Genomic DNA, 19,650 nt, shown 5'->3' with positions numbered 1-19,650 from the left:
CGAGGGGCGCGGCCCTTCGTGCAGCGGCTCAGGCTTCGGCCGCTTCGCCGCTCGCGGGCGGTTCGCCGCGGAGGATCTCGCGGACCCGGTCCCCGGGGATCGTCTCCTTGGCGAGCAGCTCCTCGGCGATCTTGTGCATCGCCTGGTCGTGCTCTTCCAGGATCTTGCGGGTGCGCGCGTAGGCCCCGTCGAGGATCTTGCGCACGTCCTCGTCCACCAGCTCCGCGGTGCGCTCGGAGAAGTCCTTGCGCCGGGCGATCTCCTCGCCCAGGAAGACCGGGCCCATGCCGGCGTCCCAGGCGATGTGCTTGAAGTGGTCGCCCATGCCCCACTCGAGCACCATCCGCTTCGCGGTCTCGGTGGCCCGCTTGAAGTCGTCGGCGGCCCCGGTGGTGATCGTGCCCGTGAACAGCTCCTCGGCGGCGCGGCCGCCCATGAGGACCGAGAGCTCGTCCATCAGGTGCTCGAAGGAGACGAGGACGCGTTCCTCGGGGCGGTGCCAGGTCACGCCCAGCGCCATGCCGCGCGGCACGATCGAGACCTTCTGGGTCTTGTCGGCGTTGGGCAGCACCTCGCTGACCACCGCGTGGCCGGCCTCGTGGTAGGCGATGGCGCGCTTCTCCTTGTCCGAGAGCTTGAGCGAGCCGCGCTCGAGCCCCAGCACGATCTTGTCGAGCGCGGTCAGGAAGTGCTGCTTGTGGATGCGCTCGCCGTTCTCACGCGCCGCCTGCAGCGCCGCCTCGTTGACCAGGTTCTTCAGGTCGGCGCCGCTGAAGCCCGGCGTCATCTGCGCCAGTTCCTCGACGTCCACGTCGTCGGCGATGGGCTTCCCGCGCATGTGCACGAGCAGGATCGCCTTGCGCTCCTCCAGGCTGGGCAGGCCGACCATCACCTTGCGATCGAAGCGGCCGGGGCGCAAAAGCGCCGGGTCGAGGATGTCCGGGCGGTTGGTCGCGGCCATGACGATGACCGAGGTGTCCTTCTCGAAGCCGTCCATCTCGGCCAGGATCTGGTTCAGCGTCTGTTCGCGTTCGTCGTGGCCGCCGCCGATGCCGGCGCCGCGCTTGCGGCCGATCGAGTCGATCTCGTCGATGAAGATGATCGCCGGCGCGTTCTTGCGCGCCTCCTCGAACAGGGTGCGCACGCGGCTGGCGCCGACGCCCACGAACATCTCCATGAACTCGCTGGCGCTCACCGAGAAGAAGGGCACCCCCGCCTCGCCGGCGACGGCGCGCGCGAGCAGCGTCTTGCCGGTGCCCGGCGGCCCCACCAACAGCACCCCCTTGGGGATCTCGGCCCCGATGGCCAGGTACTTCTGCGGGTGCTTGAGGAAGTCCACGACCTCCACGAGCTCGCGCTTGGCCTCCTCGTGGCCGGCCACGTCCTTGAAGGTGGTGGAGACCTGCTGTTCCTTGCCGTACATGCGCGCCCGCGACTGGCCGAACTGCATCACCCCGCCGCCGCCGCCCGCGGCGGGCCCGCGCATGAAGAAGAACCAGAAGAAGCCCACGAGCAGCAGCACCGGCAGGAAGTTGGCGAGGATGAGCAGCCAGGGCGAGGTGGTCTTGAAGCTGAACTCGACGCCGTGCTTCTTGAGCAGCGCCGGAAGCTCCAGGTCGGGCACCTGGGGGATCGGGGGCGTGGTGACGAAGCGTTTGGTGGTGATGACCTTGTCCTTGCTGGTCACCCGCTCCGGGCTCTTGAACTCGCCGGTGATGCGGTCTTCGGCGATGAGCACCTTCTGGACCTTGTTCTCCGTGACGAAACGGACGAAGGTGTCGTAGCTGATGGGCGGTGCGGCTCCGGCGTTGCCCATAAGCGAGTAGAGCCAGAGCCCAAAAATAAGGAAAAGGACGATCGTCCAAGGGTTGATCCGGTTTGGCAAAGCGACCTCCGCTTCCGGGCGGCATGCGCCCTGAGCCCTAACAGTTTATACGAACGGCGGCTGAGAGGGTCTTGAGGCGGGCGTGCTATGCTTTGGGCGTGACGCCCCGTATCGAGGAATGGTTACACCAGGGCGAGTACGACCGCGCCTACGACGCCCTCGTTGCGGCGGCCGAGCGCCGCTTCACCACCTCCGCACGCGCCGCCGAGGCCCTCGTGGACCTCGCCGAGTTCTACAGCCTCTACGGCGAGGCCGAAGCCGAGGCCTGGCGCGCGGCCCTCGACGAAGCGGGGGCGCGCTGGCCCGGCGTCGAGCGCAACGAACGCTACGCCGCGCTGCGGTTCGAGCTGGAGGCGCTGGCCGGCCAGACGCTGGAGCCGCCGCCCGTGGAGCAGCCGCGCGCGGCCTACCACGTGGCCCAGGGGCTGGCCTACCTGGGGCGGATGGAGGCGGCGCTGGAGGCCCTGCCCGATCCGGAGGTCCTGCCCCCCTTCCTGGAGGCGCGCGCCTGGGCGCTTTCCGGCCGGGTGCACGAGTCGCTGGGGCACCTCGACGCCGCGGCCCGGGCTCACGAGCGGGCGGCGGGGCGTTCCCACGGCAAGGAGCGCTTGTGGAGCCTGCTCGACGCCGCGGCGCTGTGGCTGGAAACCGAGGCCGCGGAGCAGGCGCAGACGCTGCTGGCCGAGGCGGAGCCCCTGCTCGGGGAGGGGGAGCTCTCCGACCGCGCGACCTACCGCTACCTGCGGGCGCGGGTCGAGCTCTTGCTGGGGAACCCCGAGCGTGCCGCCGAGGAGATCGTGCAGGCCGAAGGGCTGGAGGCGGCGGGCGCCGGGCTGAGCCACGGCACGGCGATGGTGCGGGCCCAGGTGCACCAGCGCTTCGGCCGCCTCGAAGCGGCGCGCGCGGCCTACCAGGACGCCGAGAAGCGCGCTGCGGCCGGGGACCTGCCCTTCGTCTGGCACGAGTGGGGGCTGTTCGAGCTCGACCACGGGGACCTGATCCGCGCCGAGGCGCTGCTGCGCAAGGTCGCGAGCGACGAAGCCTACCCCCACCGGGCGCACGCCCTCGCCGACCTGGCCGAGGCCTACTACCGGCTGGGCGACGGCGCCGCGGCCGACGACGCGGCGCGGCGGGCGCTCGAGCTGGGCACGGTGCCGGCGGCCCACCTGATCCTGGGCAACCGCGCCTACGACGTGGGGGCGTGGGACGAGGCGCTGGCGCACTACCGCGCCGCCGCCGCAGCGGCGCGCGAGGGCGACCGCGACTGGGTGACGGCCACCGAAATGATCGTGGACGTGCTGGCCCAGACGGGCTACCCCAACCCCGCCGAGGTGGCCGAGCTGGCCGAGCGGCTCCTGCCCTACCTGCCGCCCTCCGACGAGTGGCGCGAGACGCTGCGCGGCTACGCCGACCGCGCCCGCGAGCTGGCGCTCAAGGGGCGGCTGCTCAACTGAACCGCGGCGGGGGCTTCGTTGACAAGGGTTTGGCCCCCGGCTAAACTAAGGGACGCTGCGGGGCGTAGCGCAGCCAGGAAGCGCACCTGAATGGGGTTCAGGTGGTCGGAGGTTCAAATCCTCTCGCCCCGACCAGAAGAAGCAGGCCCTTTGGGGCCTGCTTCGTTTCGTGCGGGTGCTAAAGTCGGATATGGCCAAGATCCTGGTGCTCATCAACAGCGGACCGACCGAAGCGCTCAAGGTGCGTTCGGGCCTGACCTTCGCCCGGGTCGCCCACGACCGCGGAGCGGAGGTGCGGGTGATCTTCTTCGCCGACGGGGTGCGGGTGCCGCTTACTCGGGACCCCGACTTCGGCGAAGCCCTGAGCGCGCTGTCCGAACGCGGGATCGTGCCCCTCGTCTGCCGGCGGATTCTGGAGACCACCGGGGGGCCGCTCGAGCTCCCGGGTTTCGAGGTGACCTACATCGGCGCCGACCTGGTCGGAGCCGTGGACGAAGGCTTCCAGGTCATCAGCTTCTAGCCGTGCGCGCCGCGGACGTAGCGCGCGAGCTGGAAGCGTTGGGCGACCCCGGTGCCGCCGCCCACGCCCGGCGCTACTTCAAGGCGGGCCCGGGGCAGTACGCCGAGGGCGACCGCTTCCTGGGGATCCGCGTTCCGGTGCTGCGCGGGCGGGTGCGGCGCTTCCGCGAACTCCCCCTTTCCGAGGTCGAGCACCTGCTCGGCTCGCCCTTCCACGAGGCGCGCCTGCTGGCCCTGTTGTTGCTCGTGGACCGTTTCCGCCGCGGTGACCCGGCGGCGCGCGCGGCGGTTGCGGAGATGTACCTGCGGAACCTGGACCGCGTCAACCACTGGGACCTTGTCGACGCCAGCGCCCCGCACATCCTGGGGCCGTACCTGGAAGGCCGCGACCGCTCGCTGCTCGACCGGCTGGCCGCCTCGCCCTCGCTTTGGGAACGCCGGGTCGCGGTGATGGCCACCTTTCACTTCATCCGCCGGGGCGCGTACGCGCCCACCCTGCGCCTGGTCCGGCGGCTGCTGGACGATCCGGAAGACCTGATCCACAAGGCGGCGGGTTGGATGCTGCGCGAGGTAGGGAAGCGCGACGAGGAGACCCTGCTCGCGTTTCTCGAGGAAAACGCCGCCCGCATGCCGCGGACGATGCTCCGTTACGCCACCGAGAAACTGGACCCGGAGCGGCAACGCCGCTTTCGCCGGGCGTGAGCCGGCCGCGGTCCGGCTGCGGCCCCTGCGGGCTCCGGCCTTCGCCGTTCGGGCGGCGGGCCACCGCGAGATCCCGGATCAAGTCCGGGACAGGCCCCGGATCTCGCCCCGCTCGTCCGGGGCGACGAAGGTGGGCAAGAAAACATTTCGTCGTTCCGGACAAGGGAGCCGCGAGGCTCCCGCGATCCGGAACCTCGCGGCGGGCAGGGGTCACCGGACGCCTTCGTTGTCGGCAATGGCGAGACCTTGAATCTCGTCCAGGGCAGGCCCCGGATCTCGTCCAGGGCAGGCCCCGGATCCTGCTTCGCTCGTCCGGGGTGACGAAACAGGGGGGCTCGTTCGGGGTGAAGAAATAGGGCGGGCCCCCGGAACTTCCGTACGTGCAGGGGCAACCGAGCACGTTTCGTAAACAGCACCTCCGAGATCCCGGATCTCGCCCCTCCGGGGCTCGTCCGGGATGACGGGAAAAATGCAGACTCGTCCGGGGTGACGAAACGTGGCGGGGCTCGTCCGGGGAGACGGGAAAAAGCAGGGCCCGTCCGGGATGACAAGGCGCCCTATGCGCTGCCGTGCTAGAATTTCCCTCGCGGGCGCCCGTAGCTCAGTCGGATAGAGCAAGCGCCTCCTAAGCGCTAGGTCGCAGGTTCGATTCCTGCCGGGCGCACCAGCGAGCGGGCTGCGGCCCGCTTTTTGTTTTTATCCTCCCCAGGGCGGTTCCGGCGCTTTCTCATGCCCCGGCTGCCTATAATTTTTTCGTGCTCCAGCGCTACCTGCTGCGCGAGATCCTGACGCCCTACCTGCTGGGAACCCTGCTCTTCATCGGGCTCGTGACCACCGACCTGCTCTCGTCGCTCTCGGGGGTCTTCCTCAGCCGCGGCACGACCTGGACCCAGGTCGGGGAGCTGGTGCTCTACCGCATGCCCTACACCCTGGGGGTGGCGCTGCCGCTGGGCCTCGTCTTCGCGGTGCTGGTGGCGCTGGCCCGCTGGATCCGCGACTCCGAGCTCAAGGCCGTCTACGCCGCGGGCATCGCACCCGTGCGGCTGCTCGCACCGGTGTTGGGCCTGGCGGCCTTCGTGGCGGCAGTCGCCTGGGTCAACGCCGGCTGGGTCAAACCCGAGGCCCAGGCGCGCTACGACGACCTGATCTACGAGATCTACTACGGGCACGCCCCCAGCGGCGTGCTCACCAACGCCGCTTACGCCCCTCAGGGGCTCGGGGTCTACTACGCGCGCCGCGTCTACCCCGACGACGCCGGGGGCGGCCGCCTTCAGGGGGTGCGCGTGGTCACCCCCGACGGCGCGGTCTGGAGCGCCGACGAGGGGGTCTGGAAGGACGCCAACTGGGTGCTCAAGAACGCCTGGAAGACGGCGCCGGGGGCGCGCCCCGAGTTTTGGGAGACGATCCCGCTGCCCTTCCCCTCCCGCTTCGTCGAGAAGAAGACGACCTACGAGTCGCTGCCCATGGCCGAGCTGCGCGAGCTCGCCAAGGTGGACCCCCAGGCCCGTTTCCCGCTGCAGCGCCGGCACGCCGACGCCGTGGGGGTGATCGCGCTCGCCTGGCTGGCGGCGGTGGTGGGGCTTTCGCTGCGTGAGGCCGCCTGGGCCTTCGTGGCCGTGGTGCTGCTGATCTTCGGCTACTACGTGCTCTGGACGCTGGCGGCGCAGCTGGCGCGGTTCGCGGTGGTGGGGCCCTACGGCGCCTGGCTGGCCGACGTGGTCTACTTCGCGCTGGCCCTCGCGGGCACACGGAGGCTGCTGTGAACACCCTGAGCCGCTACCTGCTGCGCGAGGTGGGGGCCTACCTGCTCGGGGGGCTGGCCGTGGTCGTCCTCCTGTTGCTCGGCGGGGTGCTCTTCGAGGTGCTGGCTCCGCTCTTGGCGCGCGGCGCCGACCCCCTTTCGATCGGGCAGTACCTGGCCCACCGGGTGCCCGAGGCGCTGGTGCGGGGCCTGCCCATCGCCTACCTGTTCGCGTTGCTGCTGGCGCTCAGCCGCATGGCCGAGGACTCGGAGCTCAAGGTGCTGCTCGCTTCGGGGATCCCCCGGGAGCGGGTGCTGGGGGTACTCGTCGGTTTTGGAGCGCTGCTGGCGCTCGTGGGCTTCGTGGCCGGGGAGAGCTGGGTGCCGCGCGAGTTGCAGCGGGCCAACCAGGTGCTGCGGGAGGCGATCCTGGCCAAGCCGCGGGCGTTGCTGCAGCCGGGGACCTTCTTCCGCGACGCCTACGGCCGCACGATCTACGTGGGGCAGGTGGACGGGCAGGGGTTCGGCGACGTGCGGGTGCTCTCGGAAGGCGAGGTGCTGACGGCCAAGCGCGGACGCTTCGAGCCGGGGCGGTTGGTGCTCGACGCAGGAATGCGCGTGACCTTCGACGGTTCCCGCCCGCGCACGATCACCGAGTTCGAGCGGGGGCTGCTGCCGCTCGAGGACCTGGCGGTGAGCCCGCCGACCAAACCCGCGGACCTGCCGCTGGCCGAACTGCGCCGCCGCATCGCCGAGTACAAGAAGTTCGGCCGGCCCTACCACGCCGAGGCCACGGCCTACTGGCGCAAGTGGGCCGAGCCGGCGGCGAGCGTGGCCTTCGCGCTCTTCGCGGTGGCCCTGGCGTTTTGGATGCTGGGCGGCAGCCGCAGCCTGGGCATGGTGGGCGTGGTGACGCTGACCTTCTTCTACTACGCGACCTGGAGCGTCTTCCGGATCATGGGCGAACAGGGGGTGCTCGCCCCATGGTTCGCCGCCTGGGGGCCGGACCTGCTCTACGCGGGGGTGGCGGGCCTGCTCCTGCTTGGGGGCAAGCGGTGAGGGCGGGGGTCTGGGCGCTGGTCGTGCTGCTGGCGGGGTGGGCGCTGGCGGGGCGGATCGAGGTGACCCAGGCCGACCGGCTCGAGCTGCGCAAGGTGGGCGACAGCGAGCTGGTGGTGCTGGTGGGCGCTCCGGTCATCCTCGAACTGGAGAAGGGCGAGGAGGTGCGCGCCGACCGGGTGGAGTACGACCGTTCGGCACGGCGCCTGATCCTGATCGGCCAGGTCTACTACCAGGACGCAGAGGGGCGGGTCACCGAGGCCGATTACCTGGAGCTCTACCTCGACGACGAGAGCCTCGACGCCCTGGAGGTGCACATCCAAAGCGGCGGCATCGACCTGTGGGGCCCCGAGGCGACCCGCGTGATGGGCCAGATCCTCCTGACCCAGGGGGAGTTCACCCCCTGCGCGCGCTGCGGCCAGGACCCCTACGACTACAGCTTCAAGGCGCGCAAGGTGATCCTCTACCCCGGCGACCGCCTGGTGGCCTACGACGTGACCGTCTACACCCGGGGCGAGGTGACCTTCTACTGGCCGGTGCTGCTGTTGCACTTCTCCGAACGGCGGCCGCGGGTCGAGGTGGGCAGCGACCCCACCGACGGCTGGTTCGTGAGCGCCGACCTGCCCTACGTGACGCGCGGCGGCCTGGGGTTCACGCTGCTGCGCTGGTTCCAGAACCGCGGTTGGGGTCTGGGGGTGGACCACTGGGGGGCGGGCGCGGCGTATGAGCACTACCGCGCCCTCTACCTGCCGCCCGAGGTGGGCGCCGACCGCGGCACCCTCGAAGCCCAGCTCGACTACCGCATGGGCGACAAGAACCTGCGCGACCTGCCCTTCTACCAGGCCACCGCCTTCAAGTGGACGAGCGCCGACCAGGCCGCGGAGCCGCCGCGATGGAGCCTCAAGGCCGAGTACCGGCTCAAGGAGGACGGCTGGCGGCACGAGCTCAGCCTGGAGCGGCGCGAGAACACCGCCTCGGGGCGGGTGCGCCTCAAGCTGAGCAGCCGCGCCCTGGGGCGGGAGGAGCCGCGCGCCGAGTTCCGGCTGCAGACCTACCTCGACCTGGGCGAGGCGGGGCCGCCGGCGGCGCGGACCGTCCCCGAGATGGTGCTGCGCTGGACGCGGGGCTGGAGCGGCGGCGGATTCAGCGTCAAGGGCAGCCTCTACGCGGGCGGGTACTTCGACCGCACCAACGAGCTCAACCGCTCGGCGCGCGCCGCCGGGGTCTGGGCCAGCGCCGGGCGGATCTACGTAGACCACCTCGACGTCTTCCGGCCCTCACCGCCGTGGAAGGGGTTCCGCCTGAGCGCGGAAAACCGCTTCAAGGGCTGGTACTACGACACCGGCGAACGCCAGGTCGACTGGCGCAGCACCCTGCGGGCGTCGCAGACGCTCGGGGGGCTGCGGGTGGAGGCGCGGCTCGAACGGCGGGTGGCGGAGGGCGAGGCCTTCTTCGCCCGCGACTACATCCGCCCCGAACGCAAGCTCGACTTCAAGGCCAGCTCGCGCTGGAGCGTGCTGCCCGGGCTCGTGCTCACCGCTTCGGGAGGGCGCGACCTCGAGCAGGCCGTCTACGCGCCCCTCAAGGCCGGGCTCGAGGCGCGGCCGGGGCCGCTGACCCTGAAGCTCGACCACCTCTACGACCCGCAGGCGGGGCGGCACCAGGCCACCACCGGCCGGCTAAGCCTGCGCCTGGGCGACCTCGCGGCGAGCGCCCAGAGCGGCTACCGTTACCCGGACGCGGCCTACGACGACCTGCTGCTGCGGGCGAGCTACGCGCTCCCCGGCGGCAACCTGAGCCTGACCCACAAACGCGACCTCAACCAGGGCCGGCCGCGGGAGACCCGCGCCGCCTTCGAGCTGCGCCCCGGAGGCGCGCGCTACAGCCTGAGCGAGACCTACGACCACGACGGCCGGCGCCTGAACGGGCGGATCGGCGCCGGGTGGGGGCCCTTCTCGGTGCGGCTCGACCACACCTCGTTCTTCACCGACGACCCCGGCGACCCGAACTTCCGCGACCACCAGCTCACCTTCACCGCGGCCTGGAAGGAGCACCGCCTCACCCTCCTGGAGCGCTGGGACGGGGCGCAGGGGCGCTTCGGCCCCGGCTCCCTGCGGTTCGGCTCCCGCTTCGCCGACCTGAGGAGCACCTGGAACGTGAGCGCCGCCTGGCACCTCCCCGAGACCGGCGACGAGGAGGTCTACCTCGAAGAGGCCTCGATCAAAGGGGGGTTCGACGTCTGGTCCGGCGGCGACACCTGGCCGGCGCTGAGCGTGCAGGGCGGGTTCGAGTACGCCCGGTACGCCGCGGACGACCGCAAGCTCTCGTTCAAGGACTTCGGGTTCACCCTGGGCTGGCGCGGTGAGGAGAACACCCGCCTCTACCTGAGCGCGCTGCTGACCCAGGAGGTGCGCACCTCGGAGGGCTGGCCGCCGCTCCAGCCCCGCTTCGTCGTCACCCTCGACCGCTGCTGCTGGGCGCTGCGCTTCACCCTGGACGCGGCGGCGCCCTCGGCGCGGATCGCCTTCCTCTACGGCGATCAGAGCGCGCGCTTCCTCTTCGACGAAAGCGGCATCCGCATGCCCTGGGAGGGGGGATTATGAAGCGACTTTGGGGACTTGCCGCGTTGTTGTGGCTGATCGCCGCCTGCACCGGAACCCAGGAGCCCCCGCTCGAGCTGCTGCTCGCGGTGGGCGAGGGGGAGCGGGTCGTCTTCTACCCCGCGGGGACCGAGCCCGCCGCCGCCCTGGGGGATTGGGATCTGGGCGTCACGGTGCAGGACCTCGCCCGCCCCCCCGGGGACACCCGGCTTTGGGTCCTGGCGCCCGACGCGCTGCGGGCCTACCCGGTGGGCGGGGCACAGGTCGACCGGGCGCCGGATCCGGCTCCGCCCGAGGTAGAGCTGCCGTTGGGCGTCGTCTGCGCGGACGGGGGGCTGCGGGTCGGCGAGAACCACCTGCTCGTCGACTGCGGGGCCTCCGGCGTCTGGACGGTGGCGCTGGCGAACCCGGCGCTCGAACCCGTGGACCGCAGCGGCGACCCCGAGGGCACCCGCTACCTGCTCGGCCCCGACGACCGCGTGGTGCGGCTGCGGCCGGGGCTGCAGAAGTTCACCCTCGTCTACCCCGACCCCCCCGGAGACCCGATCGAACACGAGGTCGCGGGCCTGGTCACCGTGGAGGCGCTCACGGCGGACTGGGACCGGCAGCAGCGCCTGGGGATCGCCGTCGACCGGCTCTCGGACGTCGTGCTCTACACCTGGGAGGCCGGCAGCAGCGACGCTCCGGTCTACCGCGGGCCCGCGCTCGCCCTCTCGGGCCTGCGCTGGATCCGCCCCCTTCCCGCGGGCTGGCTGGTGGCGGCCGACTCGGGCTACGCCCTGCGGCGCAGCGGTCAGGACGACCTCCTGCGCTCCGGCGACTTCCGCGACGCCGTGATCACCCCCGACGACTACGCCTACCTGGTGGGGCCGGGCCGGCTGCTGGTGCTGGACCTGCTGGACCCCAACCTCGCCGAGCACTACCGGCTCGCCGGCGCCCAGGCGCGCGCGATCGCCTATCTGCCCGCGGGGCCCTGAGCCGGCGCCGCCGCCCGGAAGAAGCGCCAGATCTCTTCCACCGCCTCGATGTCGTGGTTCTGGTGGCCGAAGTAGCGTTCGAAGAGCGCCGAATAGCGCTCGCGCAGGCTGGGGGCGGCGTGCCCGCCGCCGCCCACGGTGTAGAGCCGCACCCAGACGCGGCCGCCGGCGGTGTGGTCGCGCCGGGTGACCGTCCCGCCGTCGTCGGGGTCGAGGTCGGGGTAATGCACCGGCGCTTCGGCGCGGGCCCCGGCGAGGTCGGCCCAGAGCGCCACCGAGTCGGGGGTGCTCATCGCGGTGCCGTGGCTCGCCTTTGGCGGGTTGCTGAGGGTGCCGCCGCCGTAGGGCATGTAACGGTCGGCGGTGCCGTTCATGAAGAGCACCGGCAGCGGGCACCGGGGCGCGCCGCAGCCGCTCACCGCCGGCATGGCCGCGCCGATCGCGGCCACCGCGGCGAAGGTGTCCGGCGCCTCTACCGCCAGGCGCAGGGCCATGAAGCCGCCGTTGGACATCCCCGAGGCGTAGACGCGGCGGCGGTCGGTGGGGTGTTCGGCGGCCACCTCCTCCAGGATCTGCAGCAGGAAGCCGACGTCGTCGGCGCTCGAGCTCACCGTGCAGTCGGCGCGGCAGTCGTTCCAGGTGGGCTTGCCGTAGGCCCCGGGCAGCCCCTCGGGGTAGACGACATAGAACCCTTCGCGGTCGGCGAGGTCCATCCACAGCTTGAAGGGGCTCTTGTAGCGCGTGCCCAGCTGGTCTTCCAGCACCACCCCGCCGCCGTGCAGCGAGAAGACGAGCGGCAGTGGAGCCTCGCCCGCCTGCGCGGGCACGTAGAGCGCGTAGCGCCGCTCCTGCCTATCGTGCTCCAGGGTGAAGATGTGCAACCCCGTTTCCGGCTGAGCCTTACCCTCGTGCGGCGGAGCCTGGGCACAGGCCGCAAGCGCGCCCAGCCACAACACCAGCCCCGCCGCCCGGAGCAAAATCCCGGCGCAGAGACGCAGAAACAGAACCTGTTTCAACGACTCTAGCCTATCACTAGTGGAATACGCAGACTGACCCAGAAAGCGAATAGGCTAAGTGAGGAAGTTGTAGGGATGGGCGTAGCTCCACAGCCTGTTTGGTAGGCTTGCAGTAAGTTTCCACCGCCTTTACGGGCAGTTCTAGGGGTTGTAGTGCAATTCATAAATGCTAGGTAATATCTATTTATTATTAGAAAATGAATAGGGATGTTTATAAATATAATAGTATGTTCAACTAGTAAAATGCGGACATACTAAAGTGGGTGTATAGAACTACAGGGAAACATATTTTCTGATGGCTCTCAGCAAATATATATTGGGTGTCATCTACAAAGGCCAAGGGTATTGGGCATGTTCAGCTTTGAAATAAAACACGGTGATGTTGAGTTACGTCGTAGAGGAAGAAGGGGGAGAGACCTTATGGGGTGGAAGGGCACACTGCGAGCTATAGCTGCTGCACAGCGACGCATGGAGCGGGAATCAAAAAGAAGGCAGCGAGAATTGGAGCGCGAGCGAAAGCAGGTCGAAAGAATACAGGAGTTGGAACAAGCAGCATACGACGTCCAGGTATTCGAGAATTATATAGAAGTACTTACATCGGTACACAAAGATTGCGGTGAAGAATGGGACTGGGCAGAAATCAGTGCTACGGCACCACCTGAAAAGCCAGTGCGGCAGGATGTTTTTCAAGAGGAAGCTCTGAATAGACTTGAGGCGTATCGGCCCAGTGTGATGGATAGAGTTTTACAAAGGGCTGAGGGAAAAAGGCGAAAATTAGTCAAGGCGGTAGAGGCCGGAAAAAGTAAGGATGAAGACCTATACCTAAAGGCACTGAAAGAGTACGAGAGGAATTATGCTGATTGGGAAGCAACCCACTCACTCGCGGTAAGAATTCTATCAGGCGATAGAGAGGCTTATGTCGAAGCTATATCAAGAATCAATCCCTTCAGGGAAATAAGCGAGCTAGGTTCCTCAGTAGAGTTTCATGCAGTCGATAGTAAGGTACTGGAGGCGACTATATACGTAAATGGAGAAGAGGTAGTGCCCACCGAGGCCAAAGCGCTCTTACGGAGCGGAAAATTATCTGTGAAGAAAATGCCTAAAACTAAGTTTTATGAACTGTATCAAGACTATGTGTGTGGAGCAGTACTCCGTGTTTCACGCGAATCATTTGCGCTTCTTCCAATACAGATGGTTATCGTCACAGCAGTAAGTGAAATCTTGAATTCCAAGACAGGCTATTTAGAAAACCGCCCTATTCTATCGGTGGCAATTCCAAGAAAAACATTAGAGCGGCTGAATTTTGCTGCTCTGGACCCCTCAGATGCAATGGATAACTTTCTTCATAGAATGAAGTTCCAAAAGACAAAGGGGTTTCTGCCAGTTGAGCGGATACTGCCTTCGGAGATAGAGCCGCTGTGATCATCGAGATGCTTCACCGAAGATATGCACCCATCCGCTACGCTTCTGTTGAGCGGCAACGGCGACGATTATGAGTAAACGTCTGTGTTTTAGAGCAGCCCCGCTTGGTCTTACCTTGATCTTGCAGTAACACTAGTCCATTACCGGCTCCGCCGCAGCGCCCGCCAGGTGTCGGGGTGGAAGAGCAGCAGCACCGGGATCAGCTCGATGCGGCCCGCCCACATCTGGAAGATGCCCACCAGCTTGGCCAGCGGGTGCAGCTCGGCGAACGAGCCCATGGGCCCCACCGCCCCCAGACCGGGCCCGACGTTGCCGATGAACGCCGCCGAAGAGGTGAAGGCGACCACCAGGTCGCCCTCGGTGAAGACGATCACCATCGTGCCCAGCACGAAGACGAAGAGGTAGAGGATCACGAACGACGAGACCGAGCGCAGCACGTCCTCGCCCACCGCCTTGGTGCCCAGCCGCAGCGGCAGCACCGCGTTGGGGTGCAGGGTGCGCTTGAGCTCGCGCAGCACGTGGTTGGTCATCACCAGCCAGCGCACCGACTTGACCCCGCCCGCCGCCGAGCCGGCGCTGCCGCTGACGAACATCAGGAAGATCAGAATCGCCTGCGCGGGGACGACCCACTGGGTGTAGTCGACCGAGGCGTAGCCGGTGCTGGTGAGCAGCGAGGCCACCTGGAAGAAGGCGTGGCGCAGCGCGGCCTCGATCCCGTAGTCGTGCAGGTAGACGTGGTAGACCGCGAGCAGCAGCGAGCCCGCGAGGAAGGCGCCGCTGTAAACGCGGAACTCGGGGTCGCGCCAGGGCGTGCGCGAGGCGCGCCCGAAGAGGGCGCTGGCGATGAGCAGGAAGTTGGCGCCGGCGAAGAACATGAAGACGACGGCCACCCACTGGGCCGCCGCCGGGTAGCCGGCGAAGCTGAGCGGGTTGGGGGAGAAGCCGCCCGCGGGCATGGTGGTGAGGGCGTTGGCCACCGCGTCGTAGAGGGGCATGCCGGCGAGCCAGTAGCCGAGCACCGCCAGCCCCGTGAGCAGGACGTAGACGCGCAACACCATCTCCGCGGTGTGGCGCAGCCTGGGGGTCAGCTTTTCCTTCTGCACCCCGGTGGACTCGGCGAAGAAGAGCTGGCGGCCGGCCACCGCGAAGTGCGGCAGCACCGCGACGAACAAGACGATGATGCCGACCCCGCCGAACCACTGGGTCAGCCCCCGCCATAGGAAGAGGCTGCGGTTGAACAAGGTGAAGTCGGGCAGGATCGTGGCCCCGGTGGTGGTGAAGCCGCTCATGGCCTCGAAGTAGGCGTCGAGCAGCCCCACGTGGCCGCTGACCCAGAAGGGCAGCGCCCCCAGCAGGGGGACGAGCAGCCAGATCACCGCGACGATGAACAGACCCTCGGCGCGCCTGGGCTCGGCCTTGGGGGTGCCGGTCATGCGCAGCAGCTGCCCCAGGGCCAGCCCCACGCCGGCCCCCAGCAGGAAGCCGCGCACGTCCTCGCTCCAGGCCCAGGCGACGAGGACGAAGGCGAGCATCACCAAACCCACCGCGCGCAGCGCGGTGCCCAGGGCGTAACGGACGAAGCCTCCCATGGTCAGCTCGTCTTGAACAGCTCGGCCACGTGGCCGACTTCTTCACGCGCGGCCATCAGGATGAGCTCGTCGCCGGCCTTGAGCTGCAGTTCGCTGGCCGCCAGAACCACGCGCCAACCGCGCATCGCCGCCACCACGGTGGTGTGGGGCGGCAGCTCCAGCTCGGCGACGCGCCGGCCGTCGAGCTCGGGGGGGACGCGCACCTCGATCACCTCGACGCTGTCCTCGATCAGGGCGATGCGTTCGACGCCCTCGGGGTTGAGGTGGGCGAGCACCTCGCGCACCGCGGCCTGCCGCGGGGTGAGGGGGATGTCCACGCCCACGCGCTCGAAGAGGGTGCGGGTCTCGCTGCGGCTCACCCGGGTGACCACCTTCTCCACCCCCAGCTGCTTGGCCAGCAGCGAGACGAGCAGGTTCTTCTCGTCGTTGTCGGTGACCGCGATCATGGCGTCGGCGTCCTCGATGCCCTCTTGCTCGAGCAGCGAAAGGTCGGTGCCGTCGCCCTGGATCACCAGCACCCCACCCAGCTCTTCCGAAAGGAACTCGCAGCGTTCGGGGTCCTGCTCGATGAGCACGACCTCGACCCGCGTCTCGCGCAGCCCCTTGGCGATCATGTAGCCCACGGTGCCGCCGCCCACGATGAAGACCCGGCGCACCTGCTCGCGGCCGGCGAAGAGGGCGTGCAGCACCGGGAAGGCCTCGGGGGTGGTGACAAAGACCAGGTGGTCGCCGGGTTCGATGACCAGGTCGCGGAAGTCCTCGTCCAGCGGCGTGACGAACTGCCCCTCGCGCAGCACCCCCAGCAGCTTCACGCCGCGGGGCCAGTCGAGGTCGGGCACCAGCCGGTGGGCGTAGCTCGACTCGACGTCGATCATGTACTCGATCAGGCGCAGGCGGCCGCCGGCGAGCAGCTCGGTGTCGAGCGCCTTGGGGATGAGCACCACCTCGAGCACTTCCTTGGCGAGCGCGCGCTGGGGCCAGAAGACGCGGTCGATGCGGGTGCCCAGGATCTCCATGGTGCGGGGGTCGGTGAGCACCTCGACGTAGTAGGCCTTGCCCAGGAAGGTGAGCGACTGCGCCGCCCCCAGCCCCTTGGCCAGCATGGCGGCGATCAGGTTCACCTCGTCGGAGTTGGTGGTGGCGATGAAGGCATCGGCGTGGTCCACGCCCGCCTCGCGCAGCGACTCGGGGTCGGTGGCGTTGCCGGCCAGGACGCGCACGTCGAGCACCGCCATGCGCTCGGCCACGGCCGGGTTGCGGTCGATGACGACGACGTCGTGGTTTTCGTGCAGCGACTGGGCGATCAGGGTGCCGATGTCGCCGCCGCCGGCGATTACGATGTACATACCGCTCCCTTCATATCACCTCCCGGCCGGGACGCGGGCCACGACCTCGCCCTCGAGGTCGTAGACGTCCGCGGCCGTGATGCGCACGGGCACGATCTCGCCGACCCGCACGGTGCCGTCGCTGGTGACCCGCACCGTGCCGTCGATGCCGGGGCTGTCGGCGTAGCTGCGCCCCACGAAGACGCCGGGCTCGTCCGCGGGTTCGTCGAGGATCACGTCCAGGACGCGGCCCACCTTGGCGCGGTTCTTCTCCAGGGAGAGGCGTTGGGCGAGCTCCATGACCCGGGCCCGCCGCTCCTGCTTGACCTCTTCCGGCACCGCCCCCGGCAGCTCGTTCGCCGCCGCTCCGGCCACGGGCGAGTAGGTGAAGACGCCCACGCGCTCGAGCCGGGCCTCGGCCAGGAATTCCAGCAACAGCTCGAAGTCGTCCTCGGTCTCGCCGGGGAAGCCGACGATGAAGCTCGAGCGGATCGCGAGCTCGGGAACGACCGCGCGCCACTCGCGGATCGTCTTCAGGTGGCTCTCGGCGCCGCCCGGTCGCCGCATTGCCCGCAGCACCCGGGGGCTCGCGTGCTGCAGCGGCACGTCCAGGTAGGGGAGCAGCCGCCCCTCGGCCATCAGGGGCAGCAGCTCGCGCACGTGGGGGTAGGGATAGACGTAGTGCAGCCGCACCCAGGGCACCAACCCGCTCAGCTCGCGCACCAGATCGGTCAGGTGGGCGCGGACCGGCCGCCCCGCCCAGTCGCTTTCGCGGTGGCCCAGGTCGACGCCGTAGGCGCTCGAGTCCTGGGCGATGACCAGCAGCTCGCGGGTGCCGCCCGCGGCCAGGCGCGCGGCCTCGGCCAGCACCTCGGCGGCGTCGCGGCTCACCAGACCGCCGCGCAGCTGCGGGATGATGCAGAAACTGCACTTGTGGTCGCAGCCCTCGGCGATCTTCAGGTAGGCGTAGTGGCGCGGGGTCAGCTTGACCTGCGGCGGCACCAGGTCCAGAAAGGGGTCGCGCTCGGGCGGGGCCACCTGCGCCACCGCCGCCAGCACCCGTTCGGTTTCGGCGGGGCCGCTGACGTCGATCACCTGCGGGTACTTTTTGCGGATCACCTCGGGACGCGCCCCCAGGCAGCCGGTGACGACGACCTTGCCGTTCGCCCCGAGCGCTTCGCCGATGGCCTCGAGGCTCTCCTCGATCGAAGGGGTGATGAAGCCGCAGGTGTTGACGACCACCACGTCGGCTTCCGCGTAGTCCGCGGCGAAGCCGTAGCCCGCGGCCTTGAGGCGCGAAAGGATCTGTTCCGAGTCCACCAGGGCCTTGGGGCAGCCCAGACTGACGAATCCAACTTTAGCGGCCATAGACCTCCAACCGCACCAGTATACGCACTAGGGCGCGGGCGCGTCGAAGCGGCGCTCCACCACCAGCCCCTCGCCGCCCATGGGGCCCAGGTCCTCGCCGCCCAGGACCGCCCGAACCCCTGCGGCGTTGCCGGTGCGCACCACCACGGGCAGGGGGAACTCGAGCTCGCTGCCCACCTTGGGGATGCCCTCGTAGAGCTTGGCGCCTTCGGGGGTGGTGACGCGCACCCAGGCGCGCTCGGTGAAGCGCAGCACCAGCTTGGGCGGGCCCGCGGGCGCGGGGGCTTCGGCGGCGGGAAGGGGTTCCAGCGTGACCTTGAGGCGGCGGGTGCCGCCGGGCTCGAGCAGGAGCGGCGCTTCGTAGGGGACGTAGCCTTCGGCTTCGACCCGCAGCGTGCGCTCGCCGGCCGAGAAGCGGCCGCTCACCGGCGCCTCGCCCAGGCGGAAGCCGTCGAGCCAGACGGTGGCGCCCGGGGGAACCGTCTCCACCGAGAGCTCGGCGTCGCTCGGGGGCGGCGGCGGGGGTGGGGGCGCTTCCAGCTCGATGGCGGCGGGCTCGGGCGGCGGGGGGCTCTGCAGCGCCAGCCAGGCGCCGGCGGCGAGCGCCAGCAGCACGGCGACGCCGACGATCCAGAGCCAGGGCCGGCCGCGCCGGCGCTCGGGGGTGATGACGTCGTCGGGGGTGAAGGTGGGCCGCACCGGGTACTGCGCGAGCAGGGGCTCGGGGTCGAGGCCCAGCGCCTCGGCGTAGCGGCGCAGGTGCCCTTTGGCCAGGACCGCTTCGGGCAGGTCCTCGAAGCGGCATTCCTCGAGGGCGCGCAGGTAGTCGCTCTTGATGCCCAGCTCGCGGGCCCAGTCGCGGATCGAGCGACCGCTCTCCTCGCGGGCCACGCGCAGCATCCCACCGATCTCGCACATACCCCTACATCTTACCGCCCCGGGCCGGAGGTCCGCTCCGGCGCCGGTTCCGGCCGCCCGCCTCAGGCGGGGTCGGTCAGCTGCCGGGCGATGCGCGCCGCGAGGCGCGCGTTCTCTTCGAGCAGGCGCAGGTTCACCTCGTCGGTGCGCCCCCGGGAGAGCTCGCCGAGGCGGCGGAGCAGGTAGGGGGTCAGGTCCTTGCCGCCGATCCCCGCGGCCCGGGCCTCCTCGTTCGCTTGGTCCACCCAGGCCATGACCTGACGGTAGGGGATCCCCTCGCTCACGGGGTTGAAGACCAGCGTCGCCGACTCGAGCCCCAACGCCCGGGCGGCGCGCCAGGCTGCGGCGGCCTCGGCCTCGCTCCAGACGGTGGCCGGCAGCTCGAAGGGCGAGTCGGGCGAGTGGAAGGCGGGCAGGTGCTTCGTCTTGTAGCCGACGACGCCCACGCCGTAGCTCTCCAGCCGCTCGAGGGTGGCCCCCAGGTCGAGGATGCTCTTGGGGCCCGACGAGACCACCGCCACCGGCGTGCGCGAAAGCCCCATCAGATCGCTCGATTCGTCGAAGGGGACGGGGTGCACGCCGCCGATGCCGCCGGTGGCGAAGACGCGGATTCCCGCCCGGGCGGCCAGGTGCGCGGTGGTGGCCACGGTCGTGCCCGCCCACCGCCGGCGGGCGACGACGGCCGCCAGGTTCCACAGGCTCGCCTTCTCGACCGCGTTGCGGGTGGCCAGGGCTTCGAGCTCGTCTGCGCCCAGGCCCACCCGCACCTCGCCCTCGAGGATGCCAATCGTGGCGGGGACGGCGCCCTCCTCGCGCACGGCGGCCTCGAGCCGGCGGGCGGTCTCGAGGTTGACGGGAACGGGAAGGCCGTGGGTGATGACGGTGGACTCCAGGGCGACCACGGGGGCGCGGGAGCGCAGGGCGGAGCGGACTTCATCGCTGACGTGCATCCGTCAAGTCTACCGCACATGAGAATGGAATGCATACAACATGAATATAAAAACCCATTCCTAAGGGGAACACTAGGAAGTTTGTCCTGCGGGCGCCGTCCTAGACTGCTCGATGTAGCGAACGT

The 19,650-nt window shown here is 69.3% G+C and carries 15 protein-coding genes and 2 tRNA genes; 10 read left to right on the top strand and 7 right to left on the bottom strand.

The annotated features are described in order from the left end of the window. Positions 1 to 28: 28 nt before the first annotated feature. Positions 29 to 1,885: an ATP-dependent zinc metalloprotease FtsH gene (gene ftsH / locus OCEPR_RS09765; protein ID WP_013458554.1), complete on the bottom strand. Its 1,857-nt coding sequence runs from the start codon at positions 1,883 to 1,885 to the stop codon at positions 29 to 31. Between the two features lie 98 nt (positions 1,886 to 1,983). Here ftsH and OCEPR_RS09760 point away from each other — a divergent pair, with 98 nt between their 5' ends. The 9 genes from OCEPR_RS09760 (at position 1,984) to OCEPR_RS12340 (ending at position 10,937) form a co-directional block, all read left to right on the top strand. Continuing rightward, a complete protein-coding gene (locus OCEPR_RS09760) occupies positions 1,984 to 3,339 on the top strand; it encodes a hypothetical protein (protein WP_013458553.1) in 1,356 nt (451 codons plus the stop codon). A 58-nt stretch (positions 3,340 to 3,397) separates the two neighbouring features. Beyond that, positions 3,398 to 3,474 (top strand) — tRNA-Pro (locus tag OCEPR_RS09755). 55 nt (positions 3,475 to 3,529) lie between these two features. Next, positions 3,530 to 3,859 (top strand): DsrE family protein, encoded by a 330-nt coding sequence (locus OCEPR_RS12560; protein ID WP_013458552.1) that lies wholly within the window; start codon positions 3,530 to 3,532, stop codon positions 3,857 to 3,859. A gap of 2 nt (positions 3,860 to 3,861) precedes the next feature. Beyond that, positions 3,862 to 4,560, top strand: coding sequence for a DNA alkylation repair protein (locus OCEPR_RS09745; RefSeq protein WP_013458551.1), 699 nt, complete (start codon positions 3,862 to 3,864; stop codon positions 4,558 to 4,560). A gap of 590 nt (positions 4,561 to 5,150) precedes the next feature. Further along, positions 5,151 to 5,227: transfer RNA gene (locus OCEPR_RS09740), tRNA-Arg, on the top strand. A gap of 88 nt (positions 5,228 to 5,315) precedes the next feature. Continuing rightward, positions 5,316 to 6,323 (top strand): LptF/LptG family permease, encoded by a 1,008-nt coding sequence (locus OCEPR_RS09735; RefSeq protein WP_013458550.1) that lies wholly within the window; start codon positions 5,316 to 5,318, stop codon positions 6,321 to 6,323. After that, on the top strand, positions 6,320 to 7,360 hold the full coding sequence (locus OCEPR_RS09730; protein ID WP_013458549.1) for an LptF/LptG family permease: 1,041 nt from the start codon (positions 6,320 to 6,322) through the stop codon (positions 7,358 to 7,360). The genes OCEPR_RS09735 and OCEPR_RS09730 overlap by 4 nt, the downstream gene beginning before the upstream one ends. Further along, positions 7,357 to 9,963 (top strand): LPS-assembly protein LptD, encoded by a 2,607-nt coding sequence (locus OCEPR_RS09725; RefSeq protein ID WP_013458548.1) that lies wholly within the window; start codon positions 7,357 to 7,359, stop codon positions 9,961 to 9,963. Before OCEPR_RS09730 ends, OCEPR_RS09725 begins: the two co-directional genes overlap by 4 nt. Beyond that, complete coding sequence (locus OCEPR_RS12340) at positions 9,960 to 10,937, top strand: hypothetical protein (RefSeq protein WP_013458547.1); 978 nt, start codon at positions 9,960 to 9,962, stop codon at positions 10,935 to 10,937. The genes OCEPR_RS09725 and OCEPR_RS12340 overlap by 4 nt, the downstream gene beginning before the upstream one ends. Here OCEPR_RS12340 and OCEPR_RS09715 read toward each other — a convergent pair. Beyond that, a complete protein-coding gene (locus OCEPR_RS09715) occupies positions 10,916 to 11,953 on the bottom strand; it encodes a CE1 family esterase (RefSeq protein WP_013458546.1) in 1,038 nt (345 codons plus the stop codon). The genes OCEPR_RS12340 and OCEPR_RS09715 overlap by 22 nt on opposite strands. A gap of 351 nt (positions 11,954 to 12,304) precedes the next feature. Between OCEPR_RS09715 and OCEPR_RS12555 the strand changes: the two genes are divergently transcribed. After that, positions 12,305 to 13,375, top strand: a complete 1,071-nt coding sequence (locus OCEPR_RS12555) for a hypothetical protein (RefSeq protein ID WP_222829115.1) — start codon at positions 12,305 to 12,307, stop codon at positions 13,373 to 13,375. A gap of 140 nt (positions 13,376 to 13,515) precedes the next feature. Here OCEPR_RS12555 and OCEPR_RS09710 read toward each other — a convergent pair whose 3' ends face one another. From OCEPR_RS09710 to OCEPR_RS09690, 5 genes are all read right to left on the bottom strand, one after another. Continuing rightward, positions 13,516 to 14,964: a TrkH family potassium uptake protein gene (locus tag OCEPR_RS09710; protein WP_013458544.1), complete on the bottom strand. Its 1,449-nt coding sequence runs from the start codon at positions 14,962 to 14,964 to the stop codon at positions 13,516 to 13,518. A 2-nt stretch (positions 14,965 to 14,966) separates the two neighbouring features. Further along, positions 14,967 to 16,310: a Trk system potassium transporter TrkA gene (gene trkA, locus OCEPR_RS09705; RefSeq protein ID WP_013458543.1), complete on the bottom strand. Its 1,344-nt coding sequence runs from the start codon at positions 16,308 to 16,310 to the stop codon at positions 14,967 to 14,969. Positions 16,311 to 16,325: 15 nt separating this feature from the next. Next, the gene (gene rimO, locus OCEPR_RS09700; RefSeq protein ID WP_013458542.1) at positions 16,326 to 17,657 is read right to left on the bottom strand and encodes a 30S ribosomal protein S12 methylthiotransferase RimO; all 1,332 of its coding nucleotides are present in this window, start codon (positions 17,655 to 17,657) and stop codon (positions 16,326 to 16,328) included. A gap of 27 nt (positions 17,658 to 17,684) precedes the next feature. Continuing rightward, positions 17,685 to 18,575, bottom strand: coding sequence for a RodZ domain-containing protein (locus OCEPR_RS09695; RefSeq protein ID WP_013458541.1), 891 nt, complete (start codon positions 18,573 to 18,575; stop codon positions 17,685 to 17,687). 62 nt (positions 18,576 to 18,637) lie between these two features. Then, the gene (locus OCEPR_RS09690) at positions 18,638 to 19,525 is read right to left on the bottom strand and encodes a pseudouridine-5'-phosphate glycosidase (RefSeq protein WP_013458540.1); all 888 of its coding nucleotides are present in this window, start codon (positions 19,523 to 19,525) and stop codon (positions 18,638 to 18,640) included. Positions 19,526 to 19,650: the final 125 nt, after the last annotated feature.

Source organism: Oceanithermus profundus DSM 14977 (assembly GCF_000183745.1).
GTDB classification, from domain to species: Bacteria; Deinococcota; Deinococci; order Deinococcales; family Marinithermaceae; genus Oceanithermus; species Oceanithermus profundus.
This window is presented reverse-complemented; position numbering and strand designations above follow the sequence as displayed.